Annotated in this window: 18 protein-coding genes; 5 read left to right on the forward strand and 13 right to left on the reverse strand. The window is 71.9% G+C overall.

Features of this window, described 5'->3' with window-relative positions; genetic code table 11:
- Positions 1-20: 20 nt before the first annotated feature.
- From ACZ1IK_RS02490 to ACZ1IK_RS02500, 3 genes are all read right to left on the reverse strand, one after another.
- Positions 21-1,178 carry a BMP family lipoprotein gene (locus tag ACZ1IK_RS02490; RefSeq protein ID WP_095353408.1) on the reverse strand — a complete coding sequence of 386 codons (1,158 nt, stop codon included), beginning with the start codon at positions 1,176-1,178 and terminating at the stop codon, positions 21-23.
- Between the two features lie 144 nt (positions 1,179-1,322).
- On the reverse strand, positions 1,323-2,579 hold the full coding sequence (locus tag ACZ1IK_RS02495; RefSeq protein WP_036314553.1) for an amidohydrolase: 1,257 nt from the start codon (positions 2,577-2,579) through the stop codon (positions 1,323-1,325).
- Between the two features lie 61 nt (positions 2,580-2,640).
- Entirely contained in the window at positions 2,641-3,792 is a 1,152-nt protein-coding gene (locus ACZ1IK_RS02500; protein ID WP_095353407.1) for a mannose-1-phosphate guanylyltransferase, read from the reverse strand.
- A 246-nt stretch (positions 3,793-4,038) separates the two neighbouring features.
- Between ACZ1IK_RS02500 and sdhC the strand changes: the two genes are divergently transcribed.
- The 4 genes from sdhC (at position 4,039) to ACZ1IK_RS02520 (ending at position 7,582) form a co-directional block, all read left to right on the forward strand.
- A complete protein-coding gene (gene sdhC / locus ACZ1IK_RS02505) occupies positions 4,039-4,443 on the forward strand; it encodes a succinate dehydrogenase, cytochrome b556 subunit (RefSeq protein ID WP_078025777.1) in 405 nt (134 codons plus the stop codon).
- A gap of 3 nt (positions 4,444-4,446) precedes the next feature.
- On the forward strand, positions 4,447-4,926 hold the full coding sequence (locus ACZ1IK_RS02510; protein WP_036314556.1) for a succinate dehydrogenase hydrophobic membrane anchor subunit: 480 nt from the start codon (positions 4,447-4,449) through the stop codon (positions 4,924-4,926).
- Positions 4,927-5,003: 77 nt separating this feature from the next.
- Positions 5,004-6,791: a succinate dehydrogenase flavoprotein subunit gene (gene sdhA, locus ACZ1IK_RS02515; protein ID WP_252411569.1), complete on the forward strand. Its 1,788-nt coding sequence runs from the start codon at positions 5,004-5,006 to the stop codon at positions 6,789-6,791.
- Positions 6,791-7,582 (forward strand): succinate dehydrogenase iron-sulfur subunit, encoded by a 792-nt coding sequence (locus ACZ1IK_RS02520; RefSeq protein ID WP_010079347.1) that lies wholly within the window; start codon positions 6,791-6,793, stop codon positions 7,580-7,582. Before sdhA ends, ACZ1IK_RS02520 begins: the two co-directional genes overlap by 1 nt.
- Before the next feature lie 178 nt (positions 7,583-7,760).
- On the opposite strand, the gene ACZ1IK_RS02525 is transcribed toward ACZ1IK_RS02520, so the two are convergent.
- The 8 genes from ACZ1IK_RS02525 to ACZ1IK_RS02560 all read right to left on the reverse strand — a co-directional run bounded on the left by ACZ1IK_RS02525 (position 7,761) and on the right by ACZ1IK_RS02560 (position 14,450).
- Positions 7,761-8,282 (reverse strand): hypothetical protein, encoded by a 522-nt coding sequence (locus ACZ1IK_RS02525; protein ID WP_267714514.1) that lies wholly within the window; start codon positions 8,280-8,282, stop codon positions 7,761-7,763.
- A gap of 7 nt (positions 8,283-8,289) precedes the next feature.
- Complete coding sequence (locus ACZ1IK_RS02530) at positions 8,290-8,874, reverse strand: hypothetical protein (RefSeq protein WP_135040345.1); 585 nt, start codon at positions 8,872-8,874, stop codon at positions 8,290-8,292.
- 108 nt (positions 8,875-8,982) lie between these two features.
- The gene (locus tag ACZ1IK_RS02535) at positions 8,983-9,579 is read right to left on the reverse strand and encodes a hypothetical protein (protein ID WP_041105172.1); all 597 of its coding nucleotides are present in this window, start codon (positions 9,577-9,579) and stop codon (positions 8,983-8,985) included.
- Positions 9,580-9,628: 49 nt separating this feature from the next.
- Positions 9,629-10,912: an ABC transporter permease gene (locus ACZ1IK_RS02540; protein ID WP_101965725.1), complete on the reverse strand. Its 1,284-nt coding sequence runs from the start codon at positions 10,910-10,912 to the stop codon at positions 9,629-9,631.
- Positions 10,909-11,670: an ABC transporter ATP-binding protein gene (locus tag ACZ1IK_RS02545; RefSeq protein WP_036314566.1), complete on the reverse strand. Its 762-nt coding sequence runs from the start codon at positions 11,668-11,670 to the stop codon at positions 10,909-10,911. The genes ACZ1IK_RS02540 and ACZ1IK_RS02545 overlap by 4 nt, the downstream gene beginning before the upstream one ends.
- Before the next feature lie 181 nt (positions 11,671-11,851).
- Positions 11,852-12,934 (reverse strand): tryptophan--tRNA ligase, encoded by a 1,083-nt coding sequence (gene trpS / locus ACZ1IK_RS02550; protein ID WP_002856591.1) that lies wholly within the window; start codon positions 12,932-12,934, stop codon positions 11,852-11,854.
- A gap of 26 nt (positions 12,935-12,960) precedes the next feature.
- On the reverse strand, positions 12,961-13,887 hold the full coding sequence (locus ACZ1IK_RS02555; protein ID WP_002856592.1) for an exodeoxyribonuclease III: 927 nt from the start codon (positions 13,885-13,887) through the stop codon (positions 12,961-12,963).
- On the reverse strand, positions 13,887-14,450 hold the full coding sequence (locus ACZ1IK_RS02560) for a hypothetical protein (protein ID WP_061866937.1): 564 nt from the start codon (positions 14,448-14,450) through the stop codon (positions 13,887-13,889). The genes ACZ1IK_RS02555 and ACZ1IK_RS02560 overlap by 1 nt, the downstream gene beginning before the upstream one ends.
- Positions 14,451-14,552: 102 nt before the next feature.
- Here ACZ1IK_RS02560 and ACZ1IK_RS02565 point away from each other — a divergent pair, with 102 nt between their 5' ends.
- The gene (locus ACZ1IK_RS02565; protein WP_061866938.1) at positions 14,553-16,055 is read left to right on the forward strand and encodes an MFS transporter; all 1,503 of its coding nucleotides are present in this window, start codon (positions 14,553-14,555) and stop codon (positions 16,053-16,055) included.
- Between the two features lie 15 nt (positions 16,056-16,070).
- Here the strand turns inward: ACZ1IK_RS02565 and ACZ1IK_RS02570 are convergent, their stop codons facing one another.
- Together ACZ1IK_RS02570 and ACZ1IK_RS02575 are read right to left on the reverse strand one after the other, a co-directional pair.
- Complete coding sequence (locus tag ACZ1IK_RS02570) at positions 16,071-17,960, reverse strand: ABC transporter permease (RefSeq protein ID WP_465098305.1); 1,890 nt, start codon at positions 17,958-17,960, stop codon at positions 16,071-16,073.
- A 3-nt stretch (positions 17,961-17,963) separates the two neighbouring features.
- Positions 17,964-18,950, reverse strand: a complete 987-nt coding sequence (locus tag ACZ1IK_RS02575; protein WP_060974382.1) for an ABC transporter ATP-binding protein — start codon at positions 18,948-18,950, stop codon at positions 17,964-17,966.
- Between the last annotated feature and the right edge of the window lie 4 nt (positions 18,951-18,954).

An 18,954-nucleotide genomic window follows, 5' to 3' on the forward strand; every position in this document is an offset into this window, starting at 1 on the left:
CGCGGCGGTGGCGAGGCGGGTCAGGCCTCCGGGGAGTACTCCGAACCGACCTTCAGCTCGCCCGAGATGATCTTCGCCTCGAGGTCCTTGAGCTCGTCCTTGAGCTCCTGCGGCACCGTGTCCTCGAAGTCGTGGAACGGGGCCAGCTCGACGCCCTTGTTCTCCAGCGTGCCCACGTAGGGCTCGGCCGAGAACTCGTCCTTCAGGTCCGCGGCGATCACGTCGGTGACGGACTGGCCCATGTTCTTCTTCACCGAGGTGAGGATCAGGTTGCCGTCCTTGGTGGACTCGTAGCCGTCCGAGTCCGGCCAGATGACCTTGACGTCCTTGCCGCCCTGGTTCGCCTCGCGGACGGCGTCCAGGGTGCCCAGGCCCACGGGGCCCGCCACCGGCATCACGATGTCGGCGCCCTCGTTGATGAAGTTGGCGGTGTTCGTCTTGCCGTTGGCCACGTTCTCGAAGTCGCCCGTGAACGAGCCGGTCTTCGCGTCCTTGTCCCAGCCCAGGACCTTGACGTCCTTGTCCTTGACCTCGTTGTAGTGCTCCACGCCGCGGGCGAAGCCGTCCATGAAGATGGTGACGGTGGGGATCTCGGCCCCTCCGTAGGTGGCCACGGTGCCGGTCTCGGTGGTGCCCGCCGCCAGGTACCCGGCCAGGAACGCCGCCTGCGCCGTGTCGTAGGTGAGCTTCTGGAAGTTGTCGGTGAAGTCGCCGTCGGTGACGTCCACGCCGAAGAAGTGGGTGTCCGAGTGCTGGGCGGCGATCGGCTTCATGGCGTCGCCGAGGAGGAAGCCCACGCCGATGACGGCGTCGCAGTCGCCGTTGACCATGGCGGTCACGTTCGGGGTGTACTCGCTGGGCTCGTTCGACTCGGCCTCGCTGGTGGTGATGCCGTAGGCCTCCTCGGCGGCCTTGAGGCCCTCGTAGGAGGACTGGTTGAAGGAGCGGTCGTCGAAGCCGCCCTCGTCCGAGACGATGCAGGCCTTGTAGTCGTTGTTGTCCGAGCCGACGCCGTCCACGGTGGCGATGGCCTCGCTCTCGGCGGCGCCGGAGTCCGAGGCCTCGGACTGCTCCGGCGGGGCGCCGCACGCGGTCAGCAGCAGGCCGGAGACGCCGAGCGCGGCGGCGGGGAGCAGGAGACGACGGCGGCGCGCGGCCGACGGGGTGGCGATGCCCATGGGGTCCTCATTTCGGAAGGCACGGTGCGAGGTCCGCGGCCGGTGGCCGCGGAAAGACGGGGCCCGTGCGGGTGGCCCCGTCCGGATGAGCGCGAGTCTACCGAACGGTGGGCCCGTCCCCTCCGGCGGGGGCGGGCGGCGGGGTCAGTGGTGGTCCTCGCCCGTGAGCACCTGCAGCGCGGCGGCGGTGAAGACCCGCATGCCCACGCCGATGGCCCGCTCGTCCGGCGCGTAGTCCCCGCGGTGCAGATCGTAGATGGGGCCACCCGGGGACCGGGTGCCGAGGCGCAGCATGGAGCCGGGCACCTTCTGGGTCATCCAGGCGAAGTCCTCGCCGCCCATCGACTGCGGGGTCAGGACGATCGCCCGGGAGCCGAGTTCCCGCCGCGCCGCGGTCTCGATCAGCGCCGTCTCGCCCTCGGTGTTGTGCACCGGCGGGACGCCGCGCACGTGCTCGAGCTGCACGTGCACGCCGTACGGCGCGGCGACCTGTCGGACCACCTCGTCGAGCAGCGCGCCGGCCTCCTCCCACACGTCCGCGTCGAGGCAGCGCATGGTCCCGGCCAGGTAGCCGGTGTTGTCGATCGCGTTGGGCGCGCTGCCGGCGGCGATCTGCCCCCACACCACGGAGACGGCCGAGCGCACGTCGATCCGCCGGGAGAGCACGGCGGGCACGTTCACGGCGATCTGGGACAGGGCGAAGACCATGTCCTCGGTGAGGTGGGGCCGCGAGGTGTGCCCCCCGCGTCCGGTGAGGGTGATCCGGATGGTGTCCGCCGCCGAGGTGATGGCGCCGATGCGGGTGCCGATCGAGCCGACGTCGACCTGGGGGTCGCAGTGCGCCGCCAGGATGCGGGGCACGTCGTCGAGGATCCCCTGCCGCAGCACGGCCAGGGAGCCGCCGGGCAGCCGCTCCTCCGCGGGCTGGAAGATGACGCGGACCGTGCCGTGGACCCGCTCGCCGACCGCGCGCAGGTCGGGGTCGGCGGTGGCCCCGCGGAGGATGCGGCCGAGGGCGACGGCCACACCCGCCATGACGGCGGTGTGCATGTCGTGGCCGCACGCGTGCGCGACGCCGTCATTGACGGACACGTAGGGCAGGCCGGTCTCCTCCTCGACCGGCAGCGCGTCGATGTCCGCGCGCAGGGCCAGCACCACCGGCCCCTCCCCGACGTCCACGTAGGCGCCCGTGGACTCCATCCGCACGGGCGAGAGCCCGTAGCCGGAGAGCAGCTCCACGATGCGGTCGGTGGTGCGGTACTCCTCATAGGAGAGTTCGGGATGCCGGTGCAGGTCCCGGCGGAAGGACACGATCTCGTCCTCGAGCTCGGCCACCACGGGGCCCACCGAGGGGACGGAGGTCGGACGGGGCCCGGTCAGCACGGAGTCGGAGGTGGTCATGGCCCAGCACCCTACTCCGGGGGTGCCGGTCGGTGCGGACCGGACCCGGCCGGGGACGCGGTCAGAGGACCTCGTCCACGCCCTCGGCCTTGAGCGCCTCGACGGCCTTCTTGACCTCCTGCGCGTGCTCCGTGGTGGTGACCAGCAGCGCGTCCTCGGTGTCCACCACGACGACGTCCTCGATGCCGATCAGCGCGATGACGCGCTTCGTGTCCGTCACCACGACGCCGGACGCGTCGTCCGAGTACACCCGCGGGGTGTCGCCGATCACCGTGATGCCGGAGGCGTCCTTGACCGGGTTCAGGCGGGCGATCGCCGCGAAGTCCCCCACGTCGTCCCACGTGAAGGAGCCGGGGATCACGGCCACGTCGCCGACGGCGGCGGCGGGCTCGGCCACGGCGTAGTCGATGGCGGTCTTCGTCAGCTCGGGCCACACCCGGGCCATGACCTCGTCCCGCTCCGGCGTCTCCCACGCGCGGGCGATCTGCATCAGGCCGGCGTGCAGCGCGGGCTCGTTCTCCTCGAGGTGGGCCAGCATGAGGCCCACGGGCGCCACGAACATGCCCGCGTTCCAGAGGTAGCGGCCGGACTTCACGTACTGCTGGGCGACCTTCAGGTCCGGCTTCTCCACGAACGCGGCGACGTCATGCGCGTCCGGAGCGCCGGCCACGCGGAGGCGGCGGCCCCGGCGGATGTAGCCGAAGCCCGTGGCCGCGTGCGTGGGCTCGATGCCGATGGTCACGATCCGGCCGGTGGCCGCCGTCTCGACGGCCTGCCGCACCGCGTCCTGGAAGACCTCCACCGGGGAGATCACCTGATCCGCCGCGAACGAGCCCATGATCGTGTCCGGGTCACGCAGGGAGAGGATCGCCGCGGCCAGGCCGATGGCGGCCGCGGAGTCCTTGGGCGAGGGCTCGAGCACCAGATCCGTCTCCGCCAGATCCGGCAGCTGCATGCACACCGCCTCCCGGTGGGCCCCCCCGGTCACCACGAGCATGCCCGCGGCCAGGGGCGCCAGACGGTCCCACGTGGCACGGATCAGGGTCTGGCCCGAGCCGGTGAGGTCGTGGAGGAACTTCGGCGCGGCGGCCCGCGAGAGGGGCCACAGGCGGGTGCCCACGCCCCCGGCGGGGATCACGGCGTGGAAGCGGGACAGGGCCGTGCCCGGCGCGGCCTCGCGCGGGGCATCGGTCAGGTTCGGATCGGTGCTCACCGGGCCAGACTACGGAACCGTCCGGACGGGGGACCACTCGACGCGTCCCAGGCGGGGCACAGCCCAGACCGAACAGGACGGCGGCGGGGCGCCGCACGCGTCACAGTGGTCGCCCGGGTCCCGGTCGGGCACGGAGGCGCGGGAAGGGTCTACCCTAGGTGGAGGAATCCACTCGCACACGCCCCTGCCCGTCGTCGTCCCACGGCGGAGGACCGGGATCGTGCATTCCCCCTGGAGGTATCAACCGTGTCTAGCGCCACTGCGCAGGCCCCGGCCAAGAACGGCCGCGGAACCCTGTACCGGGGCCACGGCGGCATGTGGTCCTGGGTGGGCCACCGCGTCACCGGCGTCGTCATCTTCTTCTACCTGCTCGTCCACGTGCTGGACACGGCCCTGGTCCGGGTCTCCCCCGAGGCCTACAACGCCGTGATCGGCTCGTACAAGACGTGGTACTTCGCGCTCGGCGAGGCCGGCCTCGTCGCGGCGATCATCTTCCACGCCCTGAACGGCCTGCGCATCATCCTGGTCGACTTCTGGAAGGGCGGCACCCAGCACCACAAGACCCTGCTGTGGATCGTGCTGGGGCTGTGGGTCGTCCTGACCCTGGGCTTCGCCATCCGTCACTTCAGCCTCGCACTCGGAGGTCACTGAGCCATGAGCACCACCGCTGAGACCACCATCGCGGCGCCCCGCAGCCGCCGTCTGGACCCCAAGTACACGCGCGACGGCGGCGGCCGCGGCAACTTCGAGATGCTCGCCTGGCTGTTCATGCGCATCTCGGGCGTCTTCCTCGTCGTGCTGATCGCCGTGCACCTGACCACCAACCTGCTGGTGGGCGACGGCATCCACGCCATCGACTTCGGCTTCGTGGCCGGCAAGTGGGCGCACCCGCTGTGGCAGTTCTGGGACCTGGCCCTCCTGTGGCTGGCCATGCTGCACGGCGCCAACGGCGTGCGCACGATCATCAACGACTACACCCGTCGCGGCAGCGCCCGCTTCTGGCTGACGATGATCCTGTACATCGCCACGGCCGTGATCATCATCCTCGGCACCCTGGTGATCTTCACCTTCGATCCCTGCATGGTGGACGCCTCCGGCGCCCTGCTCGAGGGCTCCCCGGCCTTCTGCGGCTGACCTCGGAAACGCTCACCCTGCGGTGCGGCCGGCCCGAGCGGCCGCCGCGTCACAGACACCCAGAAAGAGAGACCTGAATGCAGGTGCACAAGTACGACGTGGTGATCGTCGGCGCCGGCGGCGCGGGCATGCGCGCGGCCATCGAGGCCGGTCAGCGCGCGCACACCGCCGTCCTCACCAAGATCTACCCCACGCGTTCCCACACCGGCGCGGCCCAGGGCGGCATGTGCGCGGCCCTCGCCAACGTCGAGGAGGACAACTGGGAGTGGCACACGTTCGACACCGTCAAGGGCGGCGACTACCTGGTGGACCAGGACGCCGCGGAGGTCATGGCTAAGGAGGCCATCGACGCGGTGCTGGACCTCGAGAAGATGGGCCTGCCCTTCAACCGCACCCCCGAGGGCAAGATCGACCAGCGCCGCTTCGGCGGCCACACCCGTGACCACGGCAAGGCGCCCGTGCGCCGCGCCTGCTACGCCGCGGACCGCACCGGCCACATGATCCTCCAGACGCTGTACCAGAACTGCGTCAAGCACAACGTGGAGTTCTTCAACGAGTTCTACGTGCTCGACCTGCTGCTGGTGGAGGAGGACGCCGTGCGCGAGGACGGCACCGCCTACAAGCAGAAGCGCACCGCCGGCGTCGTCTCCTACGAGCTGGCCACCGGCGAGATCCACGTCTTCCAGGCCAAGTCGGTCATCTTCGCCACCGGCGGCGCCGGCAAGGTGTACAAGACCACCTCGAACGCCCACACGCTCACCGGAGACGGCATGGCCATCGCCTACCGCGCGGGCCTGCCGCTGGAGGACATGGAGTTCGTGCAGTTCCACCCGACCGGCCTGGCCGGCCTGGGCATCCTGCTCTCCGAGGCCGCGCGCGGCGAGGGCGGCATCCTCCGCAACGCGGACGGCGAGCGCTTCATGGAGCGCTACGCCCCCACCATCAAGGACCTCGCCCCGCGCGACATCGTGGCCCGGTCCATGGCCGAGGAGGTCCGTCAGGGCCGCGGCGCCGGCCCCAACAAGGACTACGTGCTGCTCGACCTGACGCACCTGGAGCCCTCGCACATCGACGAGAAGCTCCCGGACATCACCGAGTTCGCCCGCACCTACCTGGGTGTCGAGCCCTACACGGAGCCGGTGCCGGTGTTCCCCACCTGCCACTACTTCATGGGCGGCATCCCCACGAATATCCAGGCCGAGGTCCTCCAGGACAACGACACCGTCGTGCCGGGCCTGTACGCCGCCGGCGAGGTGGCCTGCGTGTCCGTGCACGGGTCCAACCGCCTGGGCACCAACTCGCTGCTGGACATCAACGTGTTCGGCCGCCGCGCCGGCATCTACGCCGCCGAGTACGCCGTGCAGGCGGACTGGGTGGAGCTGCCCGAGGGCGGCGAGCTGCCGACCGTGGAGCACATCGAGAACCTGCGCTCCGCCACCGGCTCCGAGCGCGTCGCGGACATCCGCGCCGAGCTCCAGGAGTCGATGGACGCGGACATGCAGGTCTTCCGCGACGAGGACTCGATCCGCCGCGCACTGGCCAAGATCGAGGAGCTGCGCGGGCGCTACGAGAACGTGTCCGTCCAGGACAAGGGCCGCCGCTTCAACCTCGACCTGCTCGAGGGCATGGAGCTGGGCTACCTCCTGGACATCGCCGAGGCGATGACCCTCGCGGCCCTGGGCCGCAAGGAGTCCCGCGGCGGGCACTACCGCGAGGACTACCCCGACCGCGACGACGAGAACTTCATGGCGCACACCATGATCTACCGTGACGAGACCGCGGAGATGGAGGGCGTCAAGGGCATCCGCTTCGAGACCAAGCCCGTCGTCGTGACCCGTTACCAGCCGATGGAGCGTAAGTACTGATGAGCCACTCAGCAACCGAGACCGAGGCCCCCGTGGCCCAGGCGCAGACCCAGTCCGCCGGTGGCGGCGCAGGCGAGGTCGAGAGCTTCGACATCGTGCTCAAGGTCCGCCGCTACCTCCCGGAGTCCTCCGAGGAGTCCTACTGGGACGAGTGGCGCCTGACCATGTACGGCACCGACCGCGTGCTGGACGCCCTGCACAAGGTCAAGTGGGACCACGACGGCACCCTGTCGTTCCGCCGCTCCTGCGCCCACGGCGTGTGCGGCTCCGACGCCATGCGCATCAACGGCCGCAACCGCCTGGCCTGCAAGACGCTCCTGAAGGACCTCGACCTGTCCAAGCCCATCCTGGTGGAGCCCATCAAGGGCCTGCCGGTGGAGAAGGACCTGATCGTGGACATGGACCCGTTCTTCCAGTCCTACCGCGAGATCATGCCGTTCCTGGTCGCCGAGGGCCACGCGCCCACCAAGGAGCGCTACCAGTCCCAGGCCGACCGGGCGATCTACGACGACACCACGAAGTGCATCCTGTGCGCCGCGTGCACCTCGTCCTGCCCGGTGTTCTGGACGGACGGCCAGTACTTCGGCCCGGCCGCCATCGTCAACGCGCACCGGTTCATCTTCGACTCGCGTGACGAGGCCGGCGACATGCGCCTGGAGATCCTGAACGACAAGGAGGGCGTGTGGCGTTGCCGCACGACCTTCAACTGCACCGACGCGTGCCCCCGCGGCATCCAGGTGACCAAGGCGATCTCCGAGGTGAAGCGGGCCATCCTGGCCCGCCAGTTCTGATCCCCCGCACCACGACGGCGGCCCGTCTCCTCGCTCGAGGAGGCGGGCCGCCGTCGTCGTGCGTGGTGCCCCTCCCGCCGAGGCCCGCAGACGCGCCGTCACCGGCCCGGTGTAGCGGCGTGTCTGCGGGCCTCGGCGTGGGGACGGGGGCGGGACCGGAGGCGGAGGCGGTCCGAGCTCAGACGTCGAAGGCGTCGCGCGTCTCCCGCCGGTGCGCCACACGCAGCCACACCGCGCTGGACACGAGCATCCCGACGACGGCACCCAGCACGACCGGCCCCCCTCCCCCGTCCTGCACCATCCGTCCACCGTCGACCATCCAGAAGGCCGCCGTGAGCATCCCCAGCACCACGAGCACGCTCCCCACGGGGCGCACGGCCCGGATGCGGCGGGTGATGCCGGCCAGGAGCACCAGGGTCAGGACGACCACCGCCGCGGCGGCCACCGGCCACGCCCCCGCCGGGGTGAGGAACGCGGCGACGTCGGCCTCGGTGACCTCGCTCGCGCCCCAGGAGCGCGCCTCCAGCACGGCGCGGGCGTAGCCGGGCGTCGACTGCAGCGCGAGCACGCCCCCCACGCCGGCCGCGCTCAGTGCGCCCGTGACGGCCGTGACGGTCTGGAACAGGCGCAGGGGACGCAGCGACGCGAGATCGGGGGCGGGGTCCGTGATCTCGTGGGGATCGTCGTCGAGGGGGTGCATGCCCCCATCATGCCCGGCGGCGCAGGAAAGTCGTCGCGAGGCCGGGGTTGAAGGCGCACACGAGCCAGGCCGCGTTCACGAGCGCGAACAGCCCGCCCAGGACCAGGGGCAGCACCACGTCCCCGGCAGGGAAGACGAACAGGCGGATGGTCCCCAGCAGCGTCACGAAGATGGCGATGGAGGCGAACAGGGCGCCCATGATGCGCGCCGTGTTGCTGTGCCGGGTCAGCCCGACGAGGACGATCGCGTAGACCGCCAGGCCCAGCAGGGTCGCGAACCAGACGCTGCCGGTGAGGGCGCCCTCGATCGCCTCGGCGGTCATCGCGGGCGACTGCGCGCTGCCCTCGGGCAGCGAGTCCGCGATGTCCTGGGCCGCGCCCGGGAGGAGGTTGCGCAGGATCGACGCGGCGTAGAGGACCGCGGACGCGACCGTCAGTCCGAGCAGCGCCCGGAACACGCCGGGGGTGCGGGCGTCGGGGCGGATCAGCGGGCGGGCGTCCGGACCGGAGTGCCCGGCGATGCGCCGCCGCGCCTCATCCGGGCCCACCACGGGCCGCCCGCCGCCGTCCAGGTCGTCGGGGTGGGGGGACACGGGATGCGGGGGTCGATGATCGGAGGCCATGTCGCCATGGTCTCCGCTGGCCGACGCCGGGGCGAGGGCTGGCGACCCCGGACTCGCCGCCGGCGAACGGCGTCGGGATCAGGCGCGGCGGCCCTGACGGGTGTAGGCCGCGACCTGCGGGTTGAAGGCCTTGACCAGCCACAGGATGTTCACGATCACCAGCGCCAGGCTCAGCACGGAGGCCAGGACGCCGCCGATGCCGGGGTAGGTCACGAAGGAGAAGATGCCGCCGACGGCGCTGAGGGTGCCCAGGATCGCGACGACGATGCCGAGGATGCGGGCCCAGTTCTTGGCCCCGCGCAGGTTGAAGTACACCAGGGCGTACAGGGCCACGCCGATGAGCAGGACGATGATCGTGCCCACCGTCACGGAGGCGCCCACGACAGGCGCGATCTCCTCCACCTGCTCGGGGGTGAGGCCACTCTGGCGAAGGGAGTCCCGCATGCGTTCGATGCTCTCCTCGCCGCCGAACAGGGCCGGCAGGGAGGACAGCACGTACAGCGCGAGCGACGTGAGCGTCAGCGTCAGGAGCGCGGGGAACGCGGCCGGCTCCGGGACGATGCCGTACGGGCTGCCCGGCTGGGCGCCATAGCCCGGGGCCGCGTAGGGCTGCGTGCCGTAGCGGGAGCCCACGGCGGGCTGCTCCGGGTTCGGGTTCGGTCGATCGGTGGTCATGGTGTGCTCCTCGGTGACGGTGGTGGCGGTGACGGGCGCGGTGGCAGGATCACTCGTGCCGCAGTGCCTCGATGGGATCCTTCCGGGCCGCACGCAGGGCGGGCAAGGTGCCGGCGATGAACGCGATGGCCACGATCAGCAGCAGGATCAGCAGCAGGGCGAGGGGGTTGACCGCGAACAGGACCAGGCCGGTGACGCCGCTGAGGGGGCCGGTGGTCAACACCTGGTTCGCGATGAGTCCGACGGCGACGCCCAGGCCGATGCCGACCAGCGAGCCGAGCAGGCCGATCACGACGGCCTCCATGGTGAACAGGCCGAAGATCTTCCCGCCGGTCATGCCGAGGGCCTTCATGAGGCCGATCTCCCGGGTGCGCTCCTGCACCGCCATGAGCAGGGTGTTGATGATGCCGAAGCTGGCGGCGAGCAGCGCGATGAGCGCGAAGCCGGTGAGCACCCACGTGACGGCGTCGATGATGCCGCGGATCACGCCGAGCTGCTCCTCGAGGGTCTGCGCCAGCAGGCCCTGGTCGGCCAGCGCCTGCTTCACGGCGTCCTCGTTCGCCTCCGGGTCCTCCACGATCGCCGTGGCCTGGAAGTAGGTGTTCCGCTGCGACTCCGGCAGGCCCTCCGTCGTGATGTCGTAGATCTCCTGCTCGAGCGACTCCGACGGCGTCGGGGCGGTGCCCGCACCGGACGCGGCCGCCTTCGTCACACCGACCACGGTGGCCGTCACGGACTTGTGCTCCTGCAGCGGGGTCGCCGCCACGACGGTCAGCTCCGTGCCGACCAGGTCCTCGGCGTCGCCGGCGCCCAGGTCCTCCACCCACGACTCGGGCATGACGATCTCCGCGGCGCCGGCCTCGGGGGCACGGCCGGCCGAGAAGGTGAGCATGTCGATCTCGCCGGAGCTGCCCATGAAGCCGGTCTGCCACTTGCGGTCGTCCGGGCCCTGGATGTACTCCGGCTCGGCCACCCGATAGGTCTTCACCTCGGTGACGTGCTCGGTGTCCTCGATCGCGGCGAGGTCCTCCTGCGTGAGCAGCGGCATGCCGAACATCTCGCCGCCGGCGGCGTCCTGCTCCGTGTACTCCTGGGGCGAACCGCTCGCCGCACCGGCCGAGGACATGTCCTGCTGCTTCATCACGGTCAGCTCGCCGGGCTTGCCGAAGCCCTCGACCACGTTGTCCACGTACTTGTTGATGCCCGCGCCGAGCCCCGTGGTGAGGGTCAGCGTGAATGCGCCGATCACGATCGCGACGACGGTGAGGAAGGTGCGCAGCTTGGAGCGCATCGTGTTGGCGAGCGCCGTGCCCGCGACGTCGGTGGCCTTCATGCCCGCGCTCCGTCCCGCTCGGTGCCGACGCGCTCGTCGGCGATGACCACGCCGTCCTGCAGCTCGACGCGACGGTCACACTTCGCGGCCAGGTCGTCGTCGTGCGTGACCACCACGAGGGTGATGCCCTCGTCGCGGTGCAGGCCGAAGAGGATGTCCTCCACGGCCGCCGAGGTGGCGGAGTCCAGGTTGCCCGTGGGCTCGTCCGCGAACAGCACCGTCGGGTTGTTCACGAGCGCACGGGCGATGCACACGCGCTGCTTCTGGCCGCCGGAGAGGTCCGTGGCCTTGTTCTTCGCCTTGTCCGCGAGCTCGAGCCGCTCGAGCACCGCCATGCCTCGGCGGGTGCGCTCGGCCCGGCCCACGCCGGCGATCTTCAGCGGCAGCACGGTGTTCTCCAGGACCGTCTGGTTCGGGTTCAGGAAGAACTGCTGGAACACGAAGCCGAACCGCTCGTTGCGCAGCTGGGAGATCTCCGCGGCCTTGAGCTGGGAGACGGGACGGCCGTCCATCGCCACCACGCCGGCGGAGGGCTGGTCCAGCAGCGCCAGCAGGTGCATCAGGGTGGACTTGCCGGAGCCGGACTTGCCGACGACGGCCAGGGACTCGCCGCGCTGGATCTGCAGGGTGATGCCCTTCAGCGCGTCGAAGCGGGACGCCCCGCGACCGTAGACCTTGACGAGGTTCTCCGTCTCCAGGACGGGCTCGGCGCCGGGCGGGACCTCGGCGACGGCGGGGATGGGGACCGCGGTGGACATGGCTCCGGCACTCCTCTGTCGGTGGGGCTCGCCCCCGCTGCGGCAGGAGCGGAGGCAGTGCACCCATCCTGACAGCCGGGCACCCGCCGCCGCCTCCGACTCGAGTCGGAGAAACACGACGGCCCGCGTTCCCCGCAGGTCGGGGGCGCGGGCCGTCGTCGGGGGGCCGGTGCGGCCCGGCTCAGCGCAGCGGCGGCAGGAAGCCGACCTTGGCGTAGACGTCCTCGAGCACGGGCGTGGCCACGGCGCGGGCCTTCTCGGCGCCGGCGGCGAGGATGCGGTCGAGCTCGGCGGGGTCGTCCAGCAGCGCGAGGGCGCGCTCGCGCACGGGGGCCAGGCGCTCGACGACGGCGTCCGCCACCGCGACCTTGAGGTGCCCGTACATCTTGCCGACGAACTCCTCCTCGAGCTGCGGGATCGGCGTCCCGGACACCGCGGAGAGGATGGTCAGCAGGTTGGAGACGCCGGGCTTGGCCTCGCGGTCGAAGCGCACCTCGGTGCCGTCGTCGGTGACCGCTGACTTGATCTTCTTGGCGGTCTTCTTCGGCTCCTCGAGGATGTTGATGAGCCCGTTCGGGGACGCCGCGGACTTGGACATCTTCGACGTGGGGTCCTGCAGGTCGTAGATGCGCGCGCCGGTCTCCGGGTAGAAGCCGGTGGGCACCACGAACGTCTCGCCGTAGCGGTGGTTGAAGCGCTGGGCGAGGTCGCGGGTGAGCTCCACGTGCTGGCGCTGGTCGTCGCCCACAGGCACGCCATGCGGCTGGTAGAGCAGGATGTCCGCGGCCATGAGCATGGGGTACGCGAGCAGGCCGACGCCGGCCGCGTCCGCGCCCTGCTTGGCGGACTTGTCCTTGAACTGGGTCATCCGCATGGCCTCGCCCATGCCGGTCATGCAGGTCAGCACCCACGCCAGCTGCGCGTGCTCGGGCACCTGGGACTGGACGAACAGCGTGGAGCGCTCGGGGTCGATGCCGCCGGCGATGAACTGCGCGGCAGCCACCCGCGTGCGCTCCGCCAGGGCTGCCGGGTCCTGCGGCACGGTGATGGCGTGCAGGTCGGGGATGAAGAAGAAAGCCTCGAAGTCGGCCTGGGTGCGCTCCCAGTTCACGAGGGCGCCGAGGTAGTTGCCCAGGTGGAGGGAGTCCGCCGAGGGCTGCATGCCGGAGAGCACGCGGTGCCGGGCGGACGCGCCGGCCAGGTGGGCGGTGGCGGCGGCGTCCTGGGCCAGGACGTCCTGCACGGAGTTCTTCTTCATGGTCATCTCAGCCTCGGGTCTCTCCTGCACGGTCAGAACTGGTAGTCGACCACGAGCGGGGCGTGGTCGGAGAAGCGGGTGCCCCAGCTGGGGGCGCGGTCCACGACGGCGGTCGTCGCCCGCTCGGCCAGGCCCGCGGTCGCCATGTGGTAGTCGATGCGCCAGCCGGCGTCGTTGTCGAAGGCCTTGCCGCGCATGGACCACCACGTGTACGGGCCCGGCACCGGTCCGGCGAGGGCGCGGTGCACGTCCGTGAAGCCGAGCTCGCCGAAGAACCGGTCGAAGTAGGCGCGCTCCTCGGGCAGGAAGCCGGCCTTCTTCACGTTGCCCTTCCAGTTCTTGATGTCCAGCTCGGTGTGGCCCACGTTGAGGTCGCCCGTGACGAGGGCGTGCCCCTCCCCCGCGGCCAGCTCGGAGAGGCGGCGGACCATCTCGTCGAGGAACCGGTACTTGTCCACCTGCTTCGGGGTGTCGACCTCGCCCGAGTGCACGTACGCCGAGACCACGGTCAGCGGCGAGCCGTCCGGCAGGCGCAGGTCGGCCTCGATCCAGCGGCCGGCGTCGTCGAAGTACCCGTCGGCGTCGGCGATGCCGGTGCGGACCTCGCCGAGCGGGAACCGCGAGGCGATCGCGACACCGGCCCGCCCCTTGGCGGCGGCCACGGCGTCCGCCAGGTGCACCTCGTCCCAGTCCTCGCCCACGATCTCGCGGACCAGCTGCGCCGTGACGTCCGCGGGGGCGCGCACCTCCTGGAGGGTGAGCACGTCCACGCCGCGGCCGGCGAACCACTCGCGCATGCCCTTGCGGTGCGAGGCGCGGATGCCGTTGACGTTCACGGTGGCCACGCGCACGGCGCCGTCGGCCTTGGGCGCCCCGGCGTTGGCGTGCACCACGGGCTCGCCCTCGGCGGGCTCGGGGTACTTCCCGGTGACGGGGTCCTTCTCGGGCAGCGCCGTCATCAGCCGATCACCGTCCCGCTCACCGGGCCCTCGGCGCCACCGGCCCGGGACTCCTTGATCATGTCGCGGGCGTTGGAGGCCGTGATGTCGATGGTCTCCAGGGCACGGTCCACCATCTCACGGTCCATGCTCTCGCCCGCGGCGAGCTGCTCGCGCACGACGCGCACCTGCACCTGGGCGATCTTGAAGGAGTGGTCCAGCTTGGTGTCCCGCAGGGGGTCCGCGGCCGGCGCCGACGGGGCCACCGCGGGGGCGGCGGCGTCGGCGTCACGGCCGCGCAGGGCGGCGACGTCGGCGCGGGCGTTCTGCATGGCGGTGTCCACCTTGCGGCCCGCGGCCTGGACGCCGCGGCGCATCTGCAGGTACACGACCACCGCGAACACGAGCCAGCCGGCGGCGACGGCGACCACGAGCCACCCGATCACGTCGTTCTGGTTCGCGGCGAAGATGATCGCCACGATCAGGATGACGATCATCGCGACGAAGCCGAGCGATCCCACGCGCAGGCCGGCGCGGGGGCCGCGGCGCGCGCCGTCGGGACCGGGGGTCAGGGACTGGGACATGGGTGCTCCTCCGGAGGGGCTCGTGGGGTCTGCCCTCCATCATCCCGCATCGCGGGGTGCGCTCCGAATCGGGCGGCCCGCGTCGGTGCCTATCCTGAGGCGATGACCCCCCGCCCCCCGCACCCCGCCGACCCCGCGTCCGGGGCCTTCACCCCTGACCAGCGCCGCATCCTCACCGCACTGCTCATGCCGCTCTTCCTCGCGCTGATGAGCGTGTCCGTGGTGAACGTGGCGCTGCCGGCCATCGAGTCGGGCCTGGACGCCACGAGCGCGGATCTGCAGTGGGTGCTGGCGGGGTACACGCTGACGTTCGGCACCGTGCTCGTGGCCGCAGGCCGCGCCGGCGACCTGTGGGGGCGCAAGAGCCTGTTCCTGGCGGGCATCACGCTGTACATGCTCGGCTCCCTGCTCTCCGGCCTGGCCGGGGACACCCTGCTGCTCAACGCGGGGCGCCTGCTCACAGGCCTGGGCGCGGGCGTGTTCAACCCCCAGGTCATCGGGTTCATCCAGTCGAACTTCCACGGCCGCGCCCGCGGGCGGGCCTACGGGCTGTTCGGCACCGTGGTGGGCCTCGGCGTGGCCGTGGGGCCCCTGCTCGGCGGACTGTTCCTCGGCGCGTTCGGCCCCGAGTGGGGCTGGCGCTCCACGTTCCTCATGAACGTGCCCGTGGGCCTGGCCGCCGTCGCGATGGGCGCCCTCTGGCTGCCGCCGCCCACCCGCGTGCACGGCCTGCCCGCCGCCCCCGGACCGCGCGGGATCACCGCGCTCGACCCGGTGGGCGCCCTGCTGCTCGGCGCCGGCGGGGTGAGCCTCATGGTGCCGTTCATCGTCCCGGGCACCGCCTGGCTGCTGGTGCTCGCCGCCGCGCTCGTGACGGCGTGGTGGCTGTGGGAGAAGCGCGTAAAGGCCCGGGCCTCGGCCACCGGCGTGCAGCCCATGGTGGACCCGGCCCTGTTCCGGCGGCCGTCCTTCACGATCGGCGCGCTCGAGTCCACCATCTACCTGGCCACCATGCCGGCGGTGTTCGCGATCGTGGCGATCTTCCTGCAGCGCGGCATGGGGTTCACGCCGCTTGAGGCCGGCCTCGTGGGTCTGCCCGGCGCCGTCGTCGTGGCCTCTCTGTCCCCGTGGGTGGGCTCGATGGTGCAGCGGCGCGGGCCCGTGCTCGTGCTGCTCGGCGCCCTCGTGGGCCTCGTGTCGCTGGGGGTGCTCGCGCTCGCGTTCGAGCGCAGCGCGGCCGGCGCGTGGTCGCCGTGGATCGTGGGGGTGGGGTTGATCGTGCAGTCGGCCTCGCAGGCCCTGCTGCTCACCAGCACGCAGGTGCTGATGATGGACGACGTCGCCGGCCACGAGGCGGGGGCGGCCGGCGGCGTCGCCCAGACGGCGCAGCGCCTCGGCACCGCCCTGGGCCTGTCCGTGGTGACGGGCGCGTTCTTCGCGGCCCTGGCCGGCGCCGCAGCCGAGAGCGCCGGGCCGCCGTCGGCCGCGGCGTACGCGCACGCGGCCTCGACCGCCATGGGCATGGTGGCCGTGTGCTGGGCGCTCACCGCCGTGGTCGCGGCCCTGGACGTGGTCCGGCGGCGCCGCGCCGCGCGCGCGGCCTGACCGGCCCGCGGGGCCTCAGCGCAGGAACAGCGCGCCGAGCCGGCGGGCGGCCAGCCACACCCCGACGCCGGCCATCACCACGAAGTAGAGGACGTGGCCGGCGGTCGCCCAGCTCAGCACGCCCACCGCGAGCGCGCGCATCATCTCCACCGCATGCCACAGCGGGAACACGCGGATCACCCACTGGATCGGCTCCGGGTAGACCGCGAGCGGGAAGAACGTGGCCGAGAACAGGAACATGGGCATCAGCACGATCTGGACCCAGTCCATGTGCTGGAACGTCTTCATCCAGCTCGTCACCGCCATGCCGAGGGAGGCGAAGCCCAGCGCCACGAGCAGGGCGCCGGGGATCATGAGCAGCGCCGTCCACGAGGTGACGAGACCGGCCACGGTCATGACGATCAGGAAGCCGACCGCGTAGATCAGCCCGCGCAGCAGTGCCATCGCGATCTCCCCGAGTGCCACGTCCAGCGGGCCCAACCGCGTGGAGAGCATGGTCTGGTACGTCTTCGCGTAGCGCAGCTTGAAGAACACGTTCCACGTGGAGTCGTAGATGGCGCCGTTCATCGCCGAGACCGCCAGCAGTGCGGGGGCGAGGTACATGCCGTACGGGACGGGGGTGCCATCCGGGCCGGCCACGTCGCCGACCAGCGCACCGAGCCCGAGCCCCAGGGAGGCCAGGTAGAGCACGGGCTCGAAGAACCCGGAGAAGAACACCACCCAGTTGTTGGACTTCAGGGAGAGGAACGCCCGCTCCATCACCGCGCGCACGTTGCCCGAGTACGCGCCGGCCAGCGGGCCGCGGCGGACGGGGATCTCGGGCAGGGGCGGCACGGCGACGGCGTGTTCCCGCACCACCGAGGACGACGGCGCAGCCGGGTCCGCCTGCGCGGCGGCGGGTGCGACGTCGGCGCGGGCGGCCCCGGTGCGCGCGGCACGGCGGCCCAGGCGCGGGGCACGGCGGCCCAGGCGCGGGGCACGGTCGCGACGGGCGGCCGTGACGGCGTCGCGGTCCGGGGTGCCGCGGACCCAGCCGAGGCGGCGCGTGTAGATCCGCACCGCGAGCCAGGCCCCGCCGAGCGCGAGGGCCAGCAGGAACGCCACGTGCACCACGGTGAGCCAGGCCGGCTCGACCATCCCGTAGGAGAGCACGCGGCCGAGCTGGGCGGCATGCCACTGCGGGGAGAGCCAGCCGATCCAGCGCAGCCACACCGGCAGCGCCTCGAGCGGGTAGAAGGTGGCGGAGAACAGGAACAGGGGCATGACCACGAGCCGCTGCAGGGTGGCGAACTGGCCCTTGTCCTCCTTCAGGGAGGCCGCGAACGCCATGATCGGCGCGCCGACGGCGAGCCCGCCGAGCGTGGCGGTGAGGACCTGCACCCACGCCCACGGGCTCGAGACCACGCCGAACGCCAGCATCACCAGCAGGAACACGGCGGCCTGGAACACGAACCGCAGGCTCACGGCCGCGAGGTGGCCCAGGGCGATCTGCGCCGGAGACAGCGGAGTGGCCTGCGCCGCGTAGTACGTGCGCTGCCACTGGAACCCGCCCATCACCGGGTAGGAGAACTCGACGGACGCGGTCATCAGCGCGCCCGAGGCCAGCAGCGCCGGGGCGATGAACGCGACGTAGGAGACCCCGCCCAGGGCGTCCTGCGGCATCCCCCCGCCCATGAGCTGGGCCAGGCCCAGGCCCATGGCCAGCAGGTAGAGCACGGGCTCGCCGAGCGCCCCGACGAGCAGCACCGCGCCGTAGCGACGCATGTTCCGCAGCTGGTGTTCGGCGTAGAGCAGGACGCCGCGGCGCCTCACGCGCTCCGCGGACGCCGCCGCGGTGACCGGCGGGCGCAGCGGCTCGGCGGGCGAGGCGGGGCCGGGGGCCGTCGTCGTGATGGGGGACGGCACGGGTCAGTCCACCAGGGTGCGGCCGGTGAGGATGAGGAACACGTCCTCGAGGCTCGCCCGGCGGGTCAGCGTGGTGGCGGGGGCGGGCAGGGCGCCCTCGTCGACGAGGCGCTGCACGACGTCGTGCAGGTCGTCCGCGCGTCGGGCGTAGACGAGGACGCGGTCCGGGAGGACCTCGACGCGGTGCACGACGCCGTCACCCGCGTGGGCCTGGACGGTGCGGGCCGCGGCCTCGTTGCGGTCCGCGCCGAAGCGCGCCTCGAGGACCTCACGGGAGGCGTGCTCGCGGATGAGCTCGGCGGGGGTGCCGGCGGCCATGATCTCGCCGCCGTCGACGACGACGAGCCGGTCGCACAGCTGCTCCGCCTCGTCCATGTGGTGCGTGGTCAGCAGCAGCGTGGTGCCGCGTTCCTTGAGCCGGTAGAGGCGGTCCCACAGGATGTGGCGGGCCTGCGGGTCCAGGCCCGTGGTGGGCTCGTCGAGGAGGAAGAGGGCCGGCTCGTTGACCAGGGCGCGGGCGATCACGAGCCGGCGCTTCATGCCGCCGGAGAGGTCGGTGACCTTGGCGTCCGCCTTCTCGGTGAGCTGGGCGAAGGCCAGCAGCTCCTCGGCCTTGGGCCGCAGGTACGAGTAGGGCAGGCCGAAGTAGCGGCCGTAGATCAGGATGTTCTCCCGGGCGGTGAGCTCCTCGTCCAGGTTGTCCTGCTGCGGCACCACGCCCAGGCGCGCACGGACGGCCGGCCCGTCCTCCTCCGGGTCGATGCCCAGGATGGTCAGCTCGCCCGCGGTGCGCTGCGAGGTGCCCGCGAGCATGCGCATGGTGGTGGACTTGCCCGCGCCGTTGGGGCCGAGCAGGCCGAAGCACTCCCCGGGGCGCACGTCCAGGTCGATGCCCTTCACAGCGTGGAACTCGCCGTACTGCTTGCGCAGCCCACGGGCACGGATGACGGAGGCGCCGCCGGGGGACGCGTGCAGAGTGGTGTGACTCACAAGG

The organism is Micrococcus sp. CS26, from assembly GCF_055522295.1.